Annotated in this window: 18 protein-coding genes; 8 read left to right on the forward strand and 10 right to left on the reverse strand. The window is 44.9% G+C overall.

The genetic code is table 11. The features are described from left to right. Window positions 1-91: 91 nt before the first annotated feature. From MKX60_RS02425 to MKX60_RS02435, 3 genes are all read right to left on the reverse strand, one after another. Window positions 92-1108 (reverse strand): AI-2E family transporter, encoded by a 1017-nt coding sequence (locus MKX60_RS02425; RefSeq protein ID WP_042184192.1) that lies wholly within the window; start codon window positions 1106-1108, stop codon window positions 92-94. Between the two features lie 168 nt (window positions 1109-1276). After that, complete coding sequence (locus MKX60_RS02430; RefSeq protein WP_341059011.1) at window positions 1277-2461, reverse strand: polysaccharide deacetylase family protein; 1185 nt, start codon at window positions 2459-2461, stop codon at window positions 1277-1279. Between the two features lie 211 nt (window positions 2462-2672). Continuing rightward, on the reverse strand, window positions 2673-3230 hold the full coding sequence (locus MKX60_RS02435) for a GbsR/MarR family transcriptional regulator (protein ID WP_341059012.1): 558 nt from the start codon (window positions 3228-3230) through the stop codon (window positions 2673-2675). Between the two features lie 218 nt (window positions 3231-3448). Between MKX60_RS02435 and MKX60_RS02440 the strand changes: the two genes are divergently transcribed. From MKX60_RS02440 to MKX60_RS02465, 6 genes are read left to right on the forward strand one after another with little or no spacing between them, the layout of a single operon-like run. Next, window positions 3449-4330: a carbohydrate ABC transporter permease gene (locus MKX60_RS02440; RefSeq protein ID WP_076285209.1), complete on the forward strand. Its 882-nt coding sequence runs from the start codon at window positions 3449-3451 to the stop codon at window positions 4328-4330. 25 nt (window positions 4331-4355) lie between these two features. After that, window positions 4356-5201 (forward strand): carbohydrate ABC transporter permease, encoded by an 846-nt coding sequence (locus MKX60_RS02445; RefSeq protein WP_042184188.1) that lies wholly within the window; start codon window positions 4356-4358, stop codon window positions 5199-5201. 34 nt (window positions 5202-5235) lie between these two features. Continuing rightward, window positions 5236-6582, forward strand: a complete 1347-nt coding sequence (locus MKX60_RS02450; RefSeq protein ID WP_081382943.1) for an ABC transporter substrate-binding protein — start codon at window positions 5236-5238, stop codon at window positions 6580-6582. Window positions 6583-6596: 14 nt separating this feature from the next. Then, window positions 6597-7385 carry an HAD family hydrolase gene (locus MKX60_RS02455; RefSeq protein ID WP_341059013.1) on the forward strand — a complete coding sequence of 263 codons (789 nt, stop codon included), beginning with the start codon at window positions 6597-6599 and terminating at the stop codon, window positions 7383-7385. After that, window positions 7382-7723 (forward strand): DMT family transporter, encoded by a 342-nt coding sequence (locus tag MKX60_RS02460; RefSeq protein ID WP_445670737.1) that lies wholly within the window; start codon window positions 7382-7384, stop codon window positions 7721-7723. The genes MKX60_RS02455 and MKX60_RS02460 overlap by 4 nt, the downstream gene beginning before the upstream one ends. A gap of 52 nt (window positions 7724-7775) precedes the next feature. Then, the gene (locus MKX60_RS02465; RefSeq protein ID WP_341059014.1) at window positions 7776-8642 is read left to right on the forward strand and encodes a metallophosphoesterase family protein; all 867 of its coding nucleotides are present in this window, start codon (window positions 7776-7778) and stop codon (window positions 8640-8642) included. 82 nt (window positions 8643-8724) lie between these two features. On the opposite strand, the gene MKX60_RS02470 is transcribed toward MKX60_RS02465, so the two are convergent. Beyond that, window positions 8725-9321 (reverse strand): TetR/AcrR family transcriptional regulator, encoded by a 597-nt coding sequence (locus tag MKX60_RS02470; RefSeq protein ID WP_076285089.1) that lies wholly within the window; start codon window positions 9319-9321, stop codon window positions 8725-8727. A gap of 225 nt (window positions 9322-9546) precedes the next feature. Here MKX60_RS02470 and MKX60_RS02475 point away from each other — a divergent pair, with 225 nt between their 5' ends. Then, on the forward strand, window positions 9547-10380 hold the full coding sequence (locus MKX60_RS02475; RefSeq protein WP_341059015.1) for a hypothetical protein: 834 nt from the start codon (window positions 9547-9549) through the stop codon (window positions 10378-10380). A 75-nt stretch (window positions 10381-10455) separates the two neighbouring features. Here the strand turns inward: MKX60_RS02475 and MKX60_RS02480 are convergent, their stop codons facing one another. The 6 genes from MKX60_RS02480 to MKX60_RS02505 all read right to left on the reverse strand — a co-directional run bounded on the left by MKX60_RS02480 (window position 10456) and on the right by MKX60_RS02505 (window position 16377). After that, window positions 10456-10911, reverse strand: a complete 456-nt coding sequence (locus MKX60_RS02480) for a hypothetical protein (protein ID WP_339268269.1) — start codon at window positions 10909-10911, stop codon at window positions 10456-10458. Window positions 10912-10945: 34 nt separating this feature from the next. Continuing rightward, window positions 10946-11866 carry an ABC transporter ATP-binding protein gene (locus MKX60_RS02485; protein WP_143759515.1) on the reverse strand — a complete coding sequence of 307 codons (921 nt, stop codon included), beginning with the start codon at window positions 11864-11866 and terminating at the stop codon, window positions 10946-10948. Then, complete coding sequence (locus MKX60_RS02490; protein ID WP_076299926.1) at window positions 11856-12875, reverse strand: ABC transporter ATP-binding protein; 1020 nt, start codon at window positions 12873-12875, stop codon at window positions 11856-11858. The genes MKX60_RS02485 and MKX60_RS02490 overlap by 11 nt, the downstream gene beginning before the upstream one ends. Before the next feature lie 15 nt (window positions 12876-12890). Continuing rightward, entirely contained in the window at window positions 12891-13736 is an 846-nt protein-coding gene (locus MKX60_RS02495; protein ID WP_042184173.1) for an ABC transporter permease, read from the reverse strand. A gap of 4 nt (window positions 13737-13740) precedes the next feature. Next, the gene (locus tag MKX60_RS02500) at window positions 13741-14691 is read right to left on the reverse strand and encodes an ABC transporter permease (protein WP_042123467.1); all 951 of its coding nucleotides are present in this window, start codon (window positions 14689-14691) and stop codon (window positions 13741-13743) included. Between the two features lie 69 nt (window positions 14692-14760). Beyond that, the gene (locus MKX60_RS02505; RefSeq protein ID WP_341059016.1) at window positions 14761-16377 is read right to left on the reverse strand and encodes an ABC transporter substrate-binding protein; all 1617 of its coding nucleotides are present in this window, start codon (window positions 16375-16377) and stop codon (window positions 14761-14763) included. Window positions 16378-16705: 328 nt separating this feature from the next. Between MKX60_RS02505 and MKX60_RS02510 the strand changes: the two genes are divergently transcribed. After that, on the forward strand, window positions 16706-18346 hold the full coding sequence (locus MKX60_RS02510; RefSeq protein WP_341059017.1) for a glycosyltransferase family 2 protein: 1641 nt from the start codon (window positions 16706-16708) through the stop codon (window positions 18344-18346). The last annotated feature ends 2 nt before the right edge of the window (window positions 18347-18348 follow it).

The following is an 18348-nucleotide window of genomic DNA, read 5'->3' on the forward strand; positions in this document are numbered from 1 at the left end:
CTCCGCGCCAAAATAAAGAGGGTGATCCGAAAGCCATTGAATGGCTATCGGATCACCCTCTTCGTATATTCAACGCTATTTAACTGAATTCCTAAGTCTCTATCTTGTTATCTCTATTGATCTCCAGTATATCCAGGAAGAATACAAAAATTGGAATGCCGAGAATTAGACCCCATACACCCATATAGTGCTCAGAGAAGAGAAGTACGATAAAGGTGTAGAACATAGGCAGGTTCATTTTGGATGACATCAGTTTTGGATTTAAGAAGTAACCCTCGACAAAATGTAGTATGGCGATCATAACCAATACATATATCGTCATTGCTATGCCACCAATGTTGTAACCAATAATACAAAGTGGTATTAAGGAGATCACAAAACCTACAACTGGAATCAAACTAAGCAGGAAGATCATAATCGATAAGGCGAATAAATACGGAAAACCTAAGATCCAGAGTCCGATCACCGTAAAGCATGTATTAAACAGCGCGATCAGAATTTGCGCTTCGATCACTTTACCAAACGATGAGATGAATTTTCTACCGAAATACTCAAGCTCAACATAGAACCAAGAAATCTTGCTCTCTTTAAGACGGGCAGTGAAACTGACAATTCTGTTCTTCTCAAGGATAAAGACAAAGCTCAGAATGGTGGATAATACGAAGCTTGTGCCCCAATTACTTATTTTCAGGACGTATTCAAGACCATCTTTCACATAAGACTGGTAGTTCAGATCCTTAAGCTGGGCAAATAAATACTGCACGATTTCGTTCTGCGGAATGTTTGCAGGGGTTAAACTGGTCAGAAAATTAGTTAACTGCTTTATCTGTGTGAAGACCTTCGGTAAATAATTCACTAAGGTCACAACGATCAGAGCAATCAGAGCTAAATACAAAATAACAATAATGACTTTACTGTTGACCGCAACATATTTATTGATTCGCTTCGTGAGCAGCACCTGAAAGCTGTTCATTACATAAGCAATCAGAAATGTTAACAGTACTAAATTGAGCATATCTCTAATACTGAATAGCAGCAGGGCAACCAGCCCTAAAATAAAAAAACGCCGGACCGTTAAATTCGCGTAATAACGCTTAAATACTTCCATCTGTTCTCTCCATTCGCCTACCAAATAGTACTCTATTTATAGTCTACAGTAAGGAATTCACTTATAGCAACTAGTGATTCGCCCAAATTGGCGAAATTTCTCACTTTTTGTAAACTCCTAATGAACATAGGGAAAGCTGATATCCATTCCATACATTTCCTTAGCCGTTTATGAGCCTCCCGTTGTGTTCATTAACTTAACGATTCGACTCTTCTGATCGTAGTTAAGATCAATATGTAGATCCTTGCATAATTGTATAAACGGAACCATCAGGGTCCCTTTCCTCATTTCGGGCGCACTACCAATCAGAGCTACTCTTTGGTTATTCAGGGTTAATTCCATAGGCGAATCTATATGTTTAACCTGCTCAAGAGTTTGGACTGCAGTTAGACTCTGACTTCCCCCGTTGATCCGGGAGGCATTCCGGTCCGTTCTCGCATTGATCCCATCCTGGATTTTAAATGTTAGCGAAATTCCGAGTGAATCACATGCCGATAGCAATCGGTCATTGTATGATCCATAAGGAAAGGCAATCGCTGAATCGGTATTCCCCAGCTCTTCCTTCAGTCTTTGCTCCGCCTTGGCTAAATCACGAGTAACTCTGCTGTAGTACTCCGTATTCATTTCGTTTCTGTTCTCATCATCGATATATAACAAAGCACTGGCGGCTGGCCGCTCCCCACCCTCAGCATCTACGATACCATAATGGTGTAAATCGTACGTGTGACTATAGAATCCCATCCCGTCCCGCTTCATTTCCCGCATCTGCTCCCAATTGAGCTTCGGCACACTATTCGGATCTGGGTGATCAATCGTAGATACGATAACAAAATTCACTGCCGTATAGCCATATTTTTTGAGAATAGGAAAAGCCAACTCATAAAAGCTCTCATATCCATCATCAAAAGTCAGCAGCACCGCATTATCTGGAACCGTGCCGCCATTCAGCATAAATTCACGGTATTGTTCCATCGTAATCACGTGAAACCCTTCTTGCTTCAGCAGGTTCATTTGATCATCAAACCGATCGGCAGATAAGATCCAAGGAAACTGCGGCATTGGCTTCTCTGAAAGATGATGGTACATCAGCACAGCTACATGATCTCTATAGTAAATACCTTTCGGAAGTGCCCCCTGCTTCTGCCAGCCGATATGCATATTAAGGGCCTGTTCTGCTGCAGCCTTGGGAATCATTAGCTCATCAGGCGAGCCCGGATTTGTAGCTACTGTCTTAATGATTTGACCGTTCACATCTATAGTAACTGCAGAAGACTCGTGTTGATTGTTGAAAATAGCAGCAAGACTTATTAGCAGAACAATGACTAAAAGTATCATATATTTTTTCGTATGCAATCTCTGAATCTCCTTAAAAAGATCTTTTATTCACTATGTAACTACATATTTGGTGACAGTTCCACCTACTTTTGGTTACATTTTCTTTTTTATTTTGTTTCTTATCATAAAAATAGGAGGCGAACCCTAAGCCTGAACTGACTTAAGGAACACCTCCCTCACATGGAGATCTATATATAATTATGTACATCTATGTGTAATTGTAGACGGTCTAGGACCTTCTCTTGTCTACAAAGTAATTATCTTCCCCTAGCTCGTCCACAAACTGCTGCAGCCAATCATAATATTGAACGGCATGCTCCAGCTTCTCCAGATCCTTCAGACAGAAGTGCCTCTCCTCCTCAGGCGTATCCACGGCATGAACCAATCCCTCCAGCTCAGGAATAACAACATCCAAGGCTTGCCTCATGACATCAATCTCCCGCTGCAGCTTCATTCCAAAAAAGTTCTTAAAGGTCTGAAAGAAATCTGTTTCCACTGCATACAGATCCTTTCGCTCCCGCTTCTCCTCCAGCTTGGTCACCATCTTGGAAGCCATCAAAGAACGAACTCCATAGCTCATATTACTCTTACTCATATTCATCACATTCTTCATCTCTTCAAGCGTCATCGGCCGGTCTTCAAAGAACATAATTCCATACAGCTGCCCGAATGAGTAATTGGCGCCATATAAGTCCATCGTCTGAGCAATTGCATCAATCATCGGACGCAGCAGCTGCTCGCGTGGAGATAAGTCTCTATTCTCTTCACCAAAGGCTACCTGTTTCATAGCTGCACCTTCATTCCACTTAGAATCTACTTTCTATTTTACACAAAATAGCAACTACTTTCGCTAATCTCTTAAATTTTTACATAATCTCGCATCGATCTTTACGCCCGCTTGACCACGCAGCTGCTCGATGAGTGTACAATTTTTTTTGAACGGAGGAGCTTTCCTCAGAATTATACCGCTAAAAACAGAAGATGGAATGGGGTATCGACAGAATAATGAAACGCACAAGATTTATAGGTGAGTTGAAACCGGTGCTCTTCACCTTGCCGGCAATGATTCCATTCGTGGTATTTTGGCTCGCGCCATTACTTTATGTATTTTATCTCAGCTTTACTGAATGGGACTTCATGAGCCCCGAGAAAACCTTTGTCGGACTAACCAACTATCTGGATCTGTTCAGCAATCCCGCCTTCTATAAAGCGCTAAGAGTAACCTTGTTATTCTGTGCGGGAAGTGTACTGCCCGTTATTCTGATCGGACTTGGACTTGCACTCCTGATGAATGGGAAGCTGAAAGGCTCCACCCTCTATCAGGTATTGCTTTTCTCCCCTTGGGTCACGCCGACCGTGGCGGTATCCATTGTCTGGTCCTGGATCTATGAACCTGAAATTGGCCTTGCTAATACTGTACTTGACCTCTTAGGTCTAGAAAAAATCGGTTGGCTTCAAGATCCTAAATGGGCACTGCTCGGCGTTCTGCTCGTGACGATATGGAAATCGGTAGGCTGGGCGATGATTTTTTACTTGGTGGCACTACGCAATGTCCCTACCGATCTGTTGGAAGCCGCTGAACTGGATGGAGCAAATGCTGTGCAAAAATTCAACCGTATTACTTTACCGCTAATCTCGCCAACGACACTGTTTCTGTTCATCGTACAGATCATTGGTGCCTTACAGGCATACGACCAGATTAACGTACTGACACAAGGTGGACCTTCGGGATCAACACGTACCTTGCTCTATATGTATTATCAGTCTGCCTTTGAAGCCTTTCAGATTGGAGAAGCCTCTAGTGTCGCAATGATTCTGGTATTTATATGTATGCTGCTCTCCGTAATCTCACTAGAGGTTAGTAAACGGACAACCCATTATCAATAACTACTGCTGTAAAGGAGAACGACTGATGAATGCAACGACCGTACGAGTGGGCAAACTGGCCCGCCATCTATTTTTTGCAGCTATTGCACTGATCATGGCCTTCCCCTTCTATTGGATGGTCACCAGCGCCTTAAAAACCAATGATGAAATCTGGCAGTCTCCGCCGACGATCTGGCCGAAAGAGCCGCTGTGGGGTAACTTTTCAGCCGCCTGGCACGAAGCCCCTTTCTTTAGATATATGGGCAATAGCGTATTTGTCGCCGTGTCGATTGTTATTTTGCAGGTGATAAATTCCGGGATGATGGCCTATGCGCTTACGCATATGAAATTCCGCTTCAGAGGGCTGTTCGCAGGTGTCATTCTTTTCGGCTATATGGTCCCTGCCACCGCCGTTTATCTTCCCGGATATCTGGTATTGTCCCAGCTTCATCTACTGGATTCATATGCCGGGTTGATTCTATCTAACTGTGTAAGTGTCTTCTCTATCTTTCTAATTCGGCAAGCCTTCCTTCAGGTTCCCCATGAGCTGGTAGAGGCTGGAGAAGTGGATGGTTCCTCGCATATGCGGATTCTCTGGACCATTCTTGTCCCCATTACACGGTCTTCCTTTGCTGTGCTAGCCCTGATCACCTTCATTGATCAGTACAATAACTATTTCTGGCCAATGCTCATCACCAAAGATCCTAATCTACAGCTGGTCTCGGCCGGTCTGCGTAGTTTCTTCACTCAAGGAGGTGCTTACGGATTGAAATGGCCGCTGATCATGGCCGCTAGCGCATTCACCATCGCCCCGTTGCTGCTAGTATTTCTACTAGCTCAGAAAACCATCATGCAAAGCGTAAACATGACCGCTGGTTCCAGCAAAGGATAAGCTAACTATTCTATTTAATAAGAGGAGAATGATGATGAACGTATTGAAGAGACTGTCCGCCCTATCTTTGGTTGCCGGATTTACAATGTTAACAGCTTGTGGAGGAAATGCGAGTACAGGTAATGTTACAGCGGCAAATGGAGCTTCTTCCTCCCCCTCCGCAGAGGCTGCGCCTACACAAAATGCACCGATAACGATTGAGTTCTGGTATGGTCTCGGCGGTAAGCTTGGTGAGAATATGGAGGCACTGATTCAGAAATTTAATGCCTCTCAGCAAGAGGTCATTGTCAAAGGTATCGCGCAGGCAGACTACACTGAAACCGAGCAGAAGCTGCAAGCGGCGATTGCTACAGGAAAAGTGCCTGCTGCTGCTCTCTCCTCAAACGTAGATTGGGCCCGCAAAGGATATTTCGCACCGATAGATGAGCTTATGGCATTGCAGCCAGATTTTAATAAAGAGGATTTTGTCCAAACCTTTCTAAATCAGGGCCAGGTTGATGGCAAGCAATACTTCCTGCCGATGTATGGAACAACACAGGTTATGTACTATCGCAAAGATGCTTTTGAGAAGAACGGAATTGATGCGAGCACATTGAAGACTTGGGAAGACCTAGCTGCCGCAGCTGCGAAAATGACCGTGAAAGACGGCGGCAAAACCACCTTCTTCGGTTGGGAGCCTATGTGGGGTTCAGGGAACATGATTGATGCCGTGCTCAGTAAAGGAGGCACTATTCTTAGCGAGGATGGGAAACAAGTCATGATCGACTCTAAAGAGTGGATCGAAACCTGGGATTTGTTCCGCAAATGGATCCACGAGGATAAGATCATGCGGATTCATTCAGGGGGTCAAGGCTGGGAATATTGGTACAAAACAATTGATGATGTAATGAAGAATCAATCCGCAGGCTACACCGGCTCCAGTGGCGATCAAGGTGACCTCGACTTTAGCATTGTTTCTGCTATGGAGCAGCCAGGCTGGGCAGGGATTGGCGAGGGCAAACCCGTAGCCCAAGCACTGATGGCCGGCATTCTATCTAAAGCTAGCGACAGTGAGAAACAAGCGGCTATGAAATGGCTAACCTACTTCACAAATGCCGAGAATACTGCCTCTTGGTCCATTAATACTGGATATATTTCGGTGCGCCAATCCGCATTGCAAGACTCGGCGTTTGTGTCATTCAGTGAAAGCAATCCACAGATTAAGATTCCGTTGATGCAAGCTTCTCATGGCTCTGCACCATTCCAAGATCCAACTGGCGGCAAAATCAACGATGCGCTGAAAATCGCCGCTGATAAGGTGCAGATTGAGAATATTCCTGCAGCACAGGCACTTAAGGAAGCACAGGAAACAGCGCAAGCAGCGCTTGATAAACTAAAATAAAGGCGGTGGAGTTCATGTCTGAGCTCATCACGCCACAAGGCAGATACGCTGTAGCAGCTATTCTATTCGACAAGGATGGTACGCTGCTCCAGTTCGTATCCCTCTGGGGCAGCTGGGGCGAGTGTTTTTTAGAGCGATTCACGAAGGATATGAAGCAAAGAGGACTACAGATTCCAGAAGAACAGCTCCCTGCATTAATGGGAACTATACACAATGCCCAAGGAAGCATTACCGATTATGATCGGAACGGCCCCCTGGCTATGGGGACTATGAGTGACCTCTATGCCATCCTGTCATGGCAGAGTTATCTGCAAGGTTTATCGTGGGCGGAGTCCATGGAGCTTGTTCATCAGTGCCGTCTGGAAGCGGATGTTATGTTGGAAGAGAAACGCCCCGTTCACTCGCTGCCGGGTATTCATCGTTTTCTCGATGAGTGTGCGAGTGCTGGCATCCCTCTCGCCGTGGTGACCGCAGATGAAACAGATGCTGCAGAGAAACATCTCCAATGGCTCGGCATACGGCACTATTTCTCCGAGGTAATTGGAACAGACCTTGTGGATCAGGGTAAACCTTTCCCCGACATGGTGCAGCTTGCCTGCGAAAGGTTGGCCGTTGAACCCGCGCACACAGCAGTTATCGGTGATACTAATGGGGATATGCGAATGGCTAAAGCAGCGGGTGTACAGGTAGCTATAGGAATCACTGAAAATGAAGATATTAGTGCTTCGTCGCATATTCTCCCGGATGCAGATCTCATTGTGCGATCTTACGCTGAACTCAGCATCGAGGTTACTTCCCTGTGAAAATAGAAGGAATATGGGCATGGATGTTTCTGATGCTAGCTATTGTGTTCGAACTGTCAGGGACCATCTCAATGAAAATATCTCAGGGGTTCACTCAGCTCTGGCCTTCCGTGCTCATGTTCCTGTTCTATGGAGCCAGCTTCACCTCCCTGAATTATGCCCTCACCTCTATTAAGGTAGGCGTTGCTTATGCGATATGGTCAGGGGCGGGAATCATCCTTATTTCTTTCATAGGAGCCCTATTTTTCGAAGAAAAGCTAACCCTGTCCTCCCTACTATGGATAGCCGTTATCCTAACCGGGATCATAGGACTGAACATTAGCGGGAAGACGCATTAGTGAACAGCCACAGTATTTCATAGATTCATAAGATGAAGGGGGATGCCTAAACATGAGCGTGAACACATTACCTGAAGAGAAGCCTGTTATTACCTTTCAGATCATCACGGATACGCATGTCACCGCTGATCGAAATCATGAGTACAATCTTAACTTTGAGCTGGCGCTCCGTGATATAGCCGCACATGGAAAAGGTAGCAGTGGGATTATGCATATCGGTGATGTCACAAACCATGGTTTTTCTGCTGAATATAAAGAAATGCTTCGTATCATTAATCAACATAAGGTTGACTTGCCCGACATTACTTTCACTTTAGGTAATCATGATGTAGGCCTCGGGATTTGGAAGTCTCGCTTAGGGATGTATACGTCACAGACTGGAATGTCTGGACCCTATCATGATCACTGGATTAATGGCTATCATTTTATCTTTCTAGGTACAGAAAAAGGATTACCTAAATTCTGTCATCTTTCCTCTAAGCAGCTTGATTGGCTGGAGCATAAGCTTGGGGAGCAAGCTTCACCGGATCAGCCTATCTTTCTTTTCCTGCATCAACCGCTTAAAGATACAGTAGCTGGATCGTTAGAATCACAAGATTGGTATGGTGTCACTCAAGATAAGGAATTAAAAGAGATTCTTTCGAGACACCCCCAGACCTTGTTATTCACTGGTCACACCCATTGGGAGTTAGAGGTAGACAACACTATGTACCCTGGCCATGGAGAGATGGCAACAATGTTTAATGCTGCTTCTGTCGCCTACCTTTGGACAAACGAAGATAAGCATAAGACAGGCAGCCAAGGCTTCTATGTGGAAGTATATAGAGATAAAGTGCTTGTCCGGGGCAGAGACTTTAAGACAGGAACCTGGATTGAAGCTGCACAATATGAGGTTGCTTATACAGCAGTAAACGTATAATGAAACTCCCCGCAGCAAGCTGCGGGGAGTTTCATTCTGTGAATTACACGCACAAGGATTAGCCGTACCGCCACACTCTGCGTTATTCATCCCATGCTTCTAACAGCTTCGGAATGCCTTCTACAAGAAGCTTGTGGTATACCTCGGAAATATCTTCAATATCATCCGTATTCGCCACACCCAGCAGCGTCTGCATAACGATCCCGTCAATAGCTCCAATCAGCAATGAGGCAATGGCTTTATTGTATTTCCCGGGTTGTTTTTCGTACAAGCGTTGTAACAGCTCCTCGGTATGACCAATCCATTTCTTATACTTAACTTTCAATTGATTGGAGATTTCCTCGTTCCCGAGTATCGCTTCCTGGGCAAGATAGAACTGCATTCGATTGTCATCTATTTTGTTAAAACGATCTTTCACATTCTCGCTGATTTGCTCAATAACTTCCCCGCGGCTATACTTCCCTTGCTGTACCTCCTCGGCAATTCTCGTAGATACGGATAGACTGCGATCCATCGCATCATAAAGAATCTCTTCTTTACTATTGTAATGATGATACAACGCCCCCGTGCTAAGCCCGGCTTCATCGGCAATTCTCCGCATAGTCGTACCCGCAATACCCATTCGATAGATAACACGATTCGTCGCCTCAATAATATGTAATTTTCTATCCTCAGACATAAACTCCCCGCCCAACTGAATCGCTTATTGCGATTTATTTTCATATGAAAAGAGTACTGAATCTAATTTGTTTTTTGTGTGTTAATTAGCACAGACAGAACCAATTAATTCCTAATACAATAAAACCGAACAGTTGTTATGTTTATGAATTAACCAAGCATTGTAGGGTTGAAGCTCAGTATCGGCAACAATTGATTACGCTTTCACAAAAAAAGGAGGTTTATCATGGATATTCCTGCATGGCAGTACGGCGTTAGTATGATCGGCTACATAGTTCTGCTTCTTATTGTTGTCAGTATCATGCGCAAGCATTATAAGTTTGCCCACTGGTTCTGGATTGCTTCTTTACTAACCTTTCCCTTATGGCTTATGGGCGGTGTCGAAGGCTGGTTTCGGTGGGCCAAGATTTTAAGTGTAATTCTTCCTACGATATTTGTTGGATTCATTCGTATTGCTAACTACGAGAAACGAAAAGGACCGTTCTGGAATGGGTTACAGAAGGATTGGGTATTGTGGTTCGTATATGGCGTTCTATTCCTTAATATCATGGAAGCGACCATTAAAGACTTTACGATGGGGAATACATTCAATGCGCTTACCGGCCTCCTATTATGTATAACCATCCCTTTTGCGCCAAAATATTGGAAGATTTCTACTGAATCGCACGGCGATCTCATTGCATATACGACAATCGGCTGGAACTTCCTCTATACAACTTGGAATGCAGCCTTCGTCTATGCAGAGAGTCCGAAGTTCTTTGCAAGCTCGCTATGCATTCTTCTCGCAGCTGAGCTCTATCCCATCATCAAACGCCGCCCAGAACTCTACATCATTGCGCGGGTCTATACATTAGCGGCACATTTACTTCTACGCGCCTGCTTCGTTAGCCTGTTCCCGACACTAATGGATGCTTCATCGTGGTACAATGCAGACGTCATGAACTATTGGGGAATCATCAACTTTATTATGATTATTCCGTTTGTATTCTGGCATATGTGGCAGCTGCACACCGGCAAAGCAGAAATCAGCTTCCGGCGTGGCCGGATTGAAGTGAACTAACCAAGAACGCCCTTATCCTTTCCATGAGGAAAAGGTAAGGGCGTTCTTTCTTTATTTCTTCTCTGCTTGGAGAGGTTATCGTTGAATCGGCTCGATCCGGTAGCTTGCGTTAGCGCTGGAATCGTCTTCCACGCCGGCTCCACCGTGAATCTGCCAGCCGAATGACAGCACAGATTCCAGCCGGTTCTTCTCGGCTGTCGTCAATACTATTTCTATGGCTTCTTTACCCTCTTCAAGCTCCAACTCTGCCTCTTTACCAAGAACAACCCATATCCAGCTACGAATGCCACGAATCGTGTTGTACTTGATCTGATAGCCTGTCTTCACCGCTTGCTCGAACAATTCTGGCTGCTCCGCTTGTAAAGTGGTCAACTGCTTATAATCAAATTCGTATTCACTCTCGTCAACGGGCAAATCGCCCTCCGCCACTTTACGAAGAATATCCTCATTAGACCAGCCCAAAGCGCGAAGTGATTCTACCAGTAAAGCATCCCACTGGGATAACTTTACCCGGTTCAAATTGTCTGACATCCTGATTCCCCCCATACCTGTATATAGATTCTACTTATTCCGTGAAATCATAAGCAACATAATGACCCGGACTAACTTCCTGCAATGTAGAGGTCTCAGCCCTGCCGTACTCTGCCGAATATCCATCTAAAATAATTCTCTGATTAGCCCGCTTAGGGTCTGTCTCCAAAATCGAAGATAGCAGCGCCTTCGTATAAGGATGAATAGGGTTCTCGTATAGTTCGTCACTTTCGGCTACCTCTACGAGACGACCGCCATACATCACGCCAATCCGGTCCGAAATATGCCGTACCATCGACAGATCGTGTGCAACAAAGAGGTAGGTCAACCCAAATTCCGACTGCAAATCCTCCAGCATATTCACTACCTGAGCCTGAACAGATACATCCAGCGCTGAGATCGGTTCATCGCACACTACGAATTCAGGTTTCACAGATAATGCTCGAGCAATCGAAATCCGTTGGCGTTGCCCACCACTGAATTCATGAGGAAAGCGATAAAGATGCTCTCTTTTTAAACCCACCTTATCCAGCAGTGCCGCAACAGCCTCTATACGCTCGTCGCCTTCGTGGATCCCGTGGATTTTCATAGGCTCACTGATCAGATCAAGTACATTCAGGCTTGGATTCAACGAGGAATATGGATCTTGAAAGATCGATTGAATCCGTCTGCGAAAAGGCTTAAGCTGCTTCTCTCCAAGCTTGCTCAGCGGCTGCCCGTCAAAAGACACTTCACCATCTGTATAGTCATACAATCGCAGCAAGCAGCGTCCAACCGTGGACTTGCCGCTCCCCGACTCTCCGACCAGTCCAAAGGTCTCCCCCTGACGAATCTGAAAGCTTACGCCATCTACCGCCTTAAGCACTGATGTATTACGTCCCCATATATCCTTGCCTTTGGAGAAATGTTTCTTCAGATTATTTACGTCCACTAGAATCTTATTATCACTCAACAGAACCGCTCCCTTCAACACCAGCTACGGCTGGAGTCTCCTGCACACCGTCTGCCAGCCAGCACATCGAACGATGGCCAGGCGATAATTCGATGACCGGAGGACGTTCGCTGCAACGAGCAAAAGCATTAGGGCAACGTTCCATAAATGGACAGCCCGAAGGAGGATTCAGCAAATCCGGAGGTGTGCCTTCGATAGGGACAAGGCGTTCCCGCGACTTGCCGTCACGTTTTGGAATCGAGCGAAGCAGACCTTTCGTGTAAGGATGCTGTGGGCGATAAAAGATATCCTCTACCGTGCCCTCCTCCATCACAAGTCCACCATACATTACGATAACCCGTGTACATACCTGTGCTACCACACCCAAGTCATGGGTAATGAGCGCTACAGCTGTACTGGTATTATTTTTCAACTCTTTAAAAAGATCGAGAATTTGCGCCTGTATTGTTACATCGAGCGCAGTTGTCGGCTCATCCGCAATCAATAGCTCTGGCTTACAGGAAAGAGCCATGGCGATCATGACCCGCTGGCGCATCCCGCCGCTGAATTCATGCGGATATTGCTGCAGCCGCTGTTCAGGATTATTAATACCTACCTGACGCAAGATGCTTGCTGCCTCTTTAAGCGCTTCTTGCTTATTTAAACCCCGATGCCGACGGATGACTTCCGTAAGCTGCTGGCCGATTTTTTTTACAGGATTAAGAGAGGTCATGGGGTCCTGAAACACCATTGCTATACGATTGCCGCGTAGCTTTCTCCACTCTTTTTCCGAAAGGTTCGATAAATTCTCACCACGAAAATTAATATTTCCACCGATAATTTTACCCGGAGGTGTAATTAACGACATAATCGCCTTGGCAGTTACACTCTTCCCACTACCAGATTCTCCGACGATTCCTACCGTCTCACCAGCATCTATATGAAAGCTAACGCCGCGAACTGCTTGATTCTCTCCGTCCCTTGTATGGAACGAAACCTTCAAATCCTCGACAGACAATAGCCGTTCCGTCATGATGTCTTCACACTCCTATCTTCGGATCAGCTTCGGTTCAAAGCCTACCCGCAAAATATCACCCAAAACATTAAAGCTCAGTACCGTTAATAGTATCAATAATCCAGGGAATAAAGCCAGATATGGCGCTTGAGCGATATATCCCTGCGCATTGTTAAGCATACTGCCCCAAGTCGCATTCGGAGGCTGTACCCCGAACCCGAGGAAACTTAGGGACGACTCCATCATTATCGCCGAAGCGATATTATTCGTCGCACCTACAATGACAACAGGCACTAGCCCCGGAAGAATATGACGCCAAATAATTCCGAAATTGCTCTGTCCGGAGGCTTTTGCATAGAGTACATATTCGCGTTCCTTAATCGTCATCGTCTCTGCCCGAATGACACGGGCGATATTCATCCACATTAATAGAGCAATAATAATGATGATATTCCCAACACTCGGCTTCAGAAATACGCTAAGCAGCAGCAGAACTAAGAAAGAAGGAATGGACAGCACTACATCAAGCATCCGCATGAGAAGATTATCAACCCATCCGCCAAAGAATCCACTGATTACGCCCACCGTCACACCTATGCCTGTAGCAATGATCATTGAAGCAAAGCCAACTAGCAGTGATACCCGGCCACCATATAATGCGCGGGCAAAATAATCCCGGCCATAGTCATCCGTCCCGAACCAGTGATCGGCTCCCGGCGATTTCAGACGTGCCAGAACATCCATCGCATTCGGATCATGTCCAGATAAAAAAGCAAATATAGAGCCCAGTGAGAAGATGATTAAAGTAATGAGGGCTGCGACGCCCAATTTATTCGTAAATAGCTCATCTCCAACACTTTTCCATTTACTGCGATTCATGAGGTCACCTCGTTAATTTAATTCGTGGGTCCACGAAGCTATATAGAATATCCGCGACCAGATTACCGATGATCAGCATTAAAGAGGAGAATAGAGTAATTCCCATAATCACGGGGTAATCCATCCCTTTAACTGCAGTCATCCCCAAAGAGCCAATACCTGGCCATGAAAATACTGTTTCTGTAACAATTGCGCCTGCCACCAGATCACCCATAGACATCCCGAGCAATGTAATTACAGGAAGCAACACATGCTTCATTACATGACGGAACAGAATCGTTGTCTTGTTAGATCCAAAAGCATATTGAATCTGCACGTACTCTTCTTTTAGCTGTCCAATGGTACTAGAGCGAATGTATCGCACATAACCAGCCAAGAATCCAAAAGCAAGCACGGTGCAAGGCAGGATACCATGCTTGAATACATCAAACGCCGATTCCACACCAATCGTTCGCATCCCCATAATAGGAAGCAGATGCAGCTTAATCGCGAATAAGTACATTAGTAAGATGGCAAGCCAAAACAAAGGCACGGATATTCCGACATAGGATAAGAAATTAATCAGCTTATCTACCCAGCGGTTCCGGTTTGCTCCAGCAATAAGACCGAGTGGAATCGCCAGCAAAACAGCGAGACCGATCGCAGAACCCATCAAGCCTGCCGTTGCAGGAAGGCGTTCTAGAATTTGATCCAATACTGGCTGATGATTCACTAGGGAATAACCGAAATTCCCCTGTAATATTTCTTTAATCCAGATTAAATATTGAATGTAGGCTGGCTTATCCAGCCCAAGGTTATGCCGGATGCGCTCAATATCATCTGCGTGCATATTCGGCGTAACGAAGGATAATACCGGATCCCCCGGAGCCAGCTTAATCATCGCAAAGCACACAACCGAAACAAAAAACAACATCGGCAGGGTTTGCAGTAATCTTCGGACGATAAGTTGTCTCATACGTTTATTCTCCCAGTTCTGTATCGGTAAAAAAGTAAGCTGGATAACCCAGCTTACTTTTTCCCGTTTTTATTTAAGGTAGATTTTCGATAAATCTTCAAAAATAACGACAGGCTTCAAGACTGCTTCTTCTAGACCGCCGTAGTTCTTGGAGACAGCTACAATAGTCTTAGTATTAGCAATTGGATAAATCGGTGCATCGTCAGCAATGATCTCTTGGATCTTCTTATAGATCTCACCACGTTTAGTCACATCTGCTTCTCCTGCACCTTCATTGAACAACTTATCGACTTCAGCATTATTATAATGCGAGTAGTTAGAGTCAGCAGTAGAAGTATACAAAATTCTGTAAGCATCAGGATCGTAACCCATAATATAACCTGCAATCGCAAGTTCAAAATCTGTTGAATTCATATCGCTGAACTTCTGACCATATGCCGAGGCATCCATATTTTGCAGTTCAACTTCAGCGCCAATGGCCTTTAGCTTTTGCTGCACGTATAGTGAAATGGCTTCCTGAGCTTTATTACCGCTCGATACAATCAATCTCAATTTCAGATCGCTAACCCCTGCCGATTGCAGAAGCTCTTTCGCTTTTTCCACATCATTATCGAAAGAAGGTACGTCATTAGTATAGAACAATGCATCCGGAGTCAAGAATGACTTCGCCGGGTCAGCATACTCGCTAGAGGAATAAGCAGCCTGAATGATTTCATCACGGCTTAGTGCTAGAGACAAGGCTTGACGAACTTCTTTTTTAGCAAGAGCACCTCTATCGCTGTTCGCGTTGAACAACAGGTACGACAATCGGCCTTCACTATAAGGAAGAATTTCGAAATTATTCGAAGCTTCAATCGTTTCAACATCCTGTGGATCTAGATATTTAATGTTGATCTCACCACTCTGAAGTGCGAGGTTCGCAGCATTCGTATCTTTAGCAATCCGGTACGTAACAGAATCAAGATGTGGCTTGCCGCCAAAGTAGTTATCAAATCTTTCTAATGTAACATATTCGCCCGCTTTATATTCTTTAAATTTAAATGGTCCAGATCCAACAGGATTAGCATTCTTGGTGCTTTTCTCTAGATCCGTCTCATTTTCAAAAATATGCTTTGGAATCGGAAATACTTGCACTAGTGTAGCTTCAAAAGCTGGGCTGACCTGTGGAAGCTTGAACTCTACGGTCAGATCATCCACCTTAACGGCCTTAACGGGTTTATCACCGATGAATAAGTTCGCTCTCAACATGCTGTTTTGCTTCTCATCGAGGATGCTATCAATCGTGAACACGACATCGTCAGCAGTAAGCTTTTCTCCGTCATGCCATGTCAGTCCGCTTTTCAGCTTCAACGTATAAGTCAGGTTATCTTCTGAAAGGGTCAGGCTGTCTGCCAAGTAGAAGGTCTTCTTACCATCATTTACTTGGAACAGTGGAGCATAGAGCGCTTGGTCAATCGTAAGACTGACACGGTCACCCGCGTAGTTCGGATTTAGAATAACAGGATCAGCAGCGACTCCAATAATCAAGTTGCCTCCATCTTTTATCTCAGTGCTTGCTGTCGTTCCATCATTAGTAGCAGGTGTCTGATTTTTATTTGTAGAAGTGGCGGTGTTCCCTCCGGAGCACGCACTAATCAAAAATGTTAACAAAATCAAAGTAATAACTCCAGATAATCCTTTACGCATAAGTTTCTCCCCCGTATTCTATGTTCTGCGTTGCTTGTGTTTTTTATATTGTATATCGGAATACTAGGAATTACAATGGATAGCATTTCACATTAATGTAATATTGAGGGAATCGATTGATGGTTTATCCATAGCGCTCATCCTTTGCTGTTCATATTGTCATCTAATTATTCGGTTATTGTACAGCAGATCGTTACGAATTAATACATCTAATACTCATTTACTTTACAGAACTTTGAAAAATAAGGATTATTGCCGCTCTCCTGTAAATATATTGAGAACATAAGGATCATCCAAGGAAAGAGGGGCGTTCCCCAAGGAGGCGGCAATGACGGAAAACAAGGTTCGCGTATTGATTGGCAGTCCAATCCACCAGAAGCCTATGGTTTTAAAAGAATTTCTGAATTCCCTGCTTCGTCTGAATATTGCCGATATTGAGCTGGATTTCCATCTAGTTGATGATAATGATGATGAGGAGTCAAGTCGGCTGCTCCAGGAATTCCAAAGCATGGGTGATCATATTTATCTTCAGAGCTCCGGCTTTCACGATGCGTATATTCGCAATGATACTACCCACTTTTGGAATACCAACTTAGTCTGGAAAGTAGCCAATTTTAAGAACCTCATGATCAACCGCGCCCAAACCTTGAACTATGATTATTTATTCCTTATTGACTCTGATCTCATTCTCCATCCTGATACCCTCAGACATCTAATAGGTACGAACAAGGATATTATTTCAGAGGTATTCTGGACGCAGTGGCAGCCAGAGACTATGTTTCAGCCGCAGGTATGGATGCACGACGAATACAATCAGTGGGAGCTACTGCCCGGTGAAAAACTGCAACCAGAGGAGATTAATCGCAGATTTCATGAATTCATAGCAAAGATGCGGATTCCCGGAATCTATGAGGTGGGCGGACTCGGGGCTTGTACATTGATTAGTCAGCATGCGATAAAAGCTGGAGTCAGCTATAATCAAATTCGCAACATTTCATACTGGGGAGAAGACCGTCATTTCTGCATTCGTGCCGCAGCCCTTGGTATCCCCTTGTTCGTCGATACCCATTATCCGGCGCTACACTTGTATAGAGACAGTGATTTGAGTAAAGTAGAGGATTTCATCAAAGAAACTACGGAGACCAAAGCTGAAGCCACTGATACTGAGAACAGTTCATCTACGGACGAAGTACCTGCATCAGTAATGCCGACACCCACCACAGACAACCCAGACAACGAAAGCTCCAAGGAGACAGTCCCCCCAGCCAGAAAGCGGCCCAAGCTAACCCTCACCATGGTTGTGAAAAATGAAAGTGGACGCTTTCTGCGGCAGGTTCTGGAAGAGCATCGCAAATACATCGACGAGGCCGTCATTATCGATGATGGCAGCACCGATAATTCAGCAGCTATCTGCCTGGAGGTGCTTGAAGGCATTCCCGTTCATCTCGTGCACAATACCATATCCAAATTCAGCAATGAAATCGAGCTGCGAAAGCAGCAATGGGAAGAGGTTCTGAAGACGAAGCCCGAGTGGATTCTAAGTCTGGACGCAGACGAAATCTTTGAAGCGAGCTTCGCGGCAAATATCGAACCCCTGCTGTACGCTGACGAGGTCGATTTATTCTGTTTCCGTCTCTATGATTTATGGAACGCCACCCATTACAGAGAAGATATTTACTGGCGCTCTCATTTGAATTACCGTCCTTTTTTGCTTCGTTATAAAGAAGACTTCAACTATGTATGGAATGAATCTCCACAGCATTGTGGGCGATTCCCGGAGAATGTCTTCGAGCTTCCCCACCAGCTAAGCAACTTGCGACTCAAGCATCTAGGCTGGTCGAAGGCAGAATTCCGCTTAGAAAAATATCTGCGTTACATGCTCCTTGATCCCGATGGCCAATACGGCTGGAAGGAACAATACCTGTCCATTCTGGATGAACACCCTCATTTAATACCTTGGGTGGAATGAGG

Origin of the sequence: Paenibacillus sp. FSL R5-0914 (genome assembly GCF_038004525.1) — a bacterium.
In the GTDB taxonomy this organism is placed as follows: Bacteria; Bacillota; Bacilli; order Paenibacillales; family Paenibacillaceae; genus Paenibacillus_AQ.

Coding starts and splice junctions, on each gene's coding strand:
- MKX60_RS02465 (WP_341059014.1), top strand. CDS start 7,776: ATGAGCGTGAACACATTACCTGAAGAGAAGCCTGTTATTACCTTTCAG.
- MKX60_RS02435 (WP_341059012.1), bottom strand. CDS start 3,230: ATGAAACAGGTAGCCTTTGGTGAAGAGAATAGAGACTTATCTCCACGC.
- MKX60_RS02425 (WP_042184192.1), bottom strand. CDS start 1,108: ATGGAAGTATTTAAGCGTTATTACGCGAATTTAACGGTCCGGCGTTTT.
- MKX60_RS02495 (WP_042184173.1), bottom strand. CDS start 13,736: ATGAATCGCAGTAAATGGAAAAGTGTTGGAGATGAGCTATTTACGAAT.
- MKX60_RS02455 (WP_341059013.1), top strand. CDS start 6,597: ATGTCTGAGCTCATCACGCCACAAGGCAGATACGCTGTAGCAGCTATT.
- MKX60_RS02450 (WP_081382943.1), top strand. CDS start 5,236: ATGAACGTATTGAAGAGACTGTCCGCCCTATCTTTGGTTGCCGGATTT.
- MKX60_RS02480 (WP_339268269.1), bottom strand. CDS start 10,911: ATGTCAGACAATTTGAACCGGGTAAAGTTATCCCAGTGGGATGCTTTA.
- MKX60_RS02475 (WP_341059015.1), top strand. CDS start 9,547: ATGGATATTCCTGCATGGCAGTACGGCGTTAGTATGATCGGCTACATA.
- MKX60_RS02445 (WP_042184188.1), top strand. CDS start 4,356: ATGAATGCAACGACCGTACGAGTGGGCAAACTGGCCCGCCATCTATTT.
- MKX60_RS02505 (WP_341059016.1), bottom strand. CDS start 16,377: ATGCGTAAAGGATTATCTGGAGTTATTACTTTGATTTTGTTAACATTT.
- MKX60_RS02470 (WP_076285089.1), bottom strand. CDS start 9,321: ATGTCTGAGGATAGAAAATTACATATTATTGAGGCGACGAATCGTGTT.
- MKX60_RS02440 (WP_076285209.1), top strand. CDS start 3,449: ATGAAACGCACAAGATTTATAGGTGAGTTGAAACCGGTGCTCTTCACC.
- MKX60_RS02490 (WP_076299926.1), bottom strand. CDS start 12,875: ATGACGGAACGGCTATTGTCTGTCGAGGATTTGAAGGTTTCGTTCCAT.
- MKX60_RS02510 (WP_341059017.1), top strand. CDS start 16,706: ATGACGGAAAACAAGGTTCGCGTATTGATTGGCAGTCCAATCCACCAG.
- MKX60_RS02500 (WP_042123467.1), bottom strand. CDS start 14,691: ATGAGACAACTTATCGTCCGAAGATTACTGCAAACCCTGCCGATGTTG.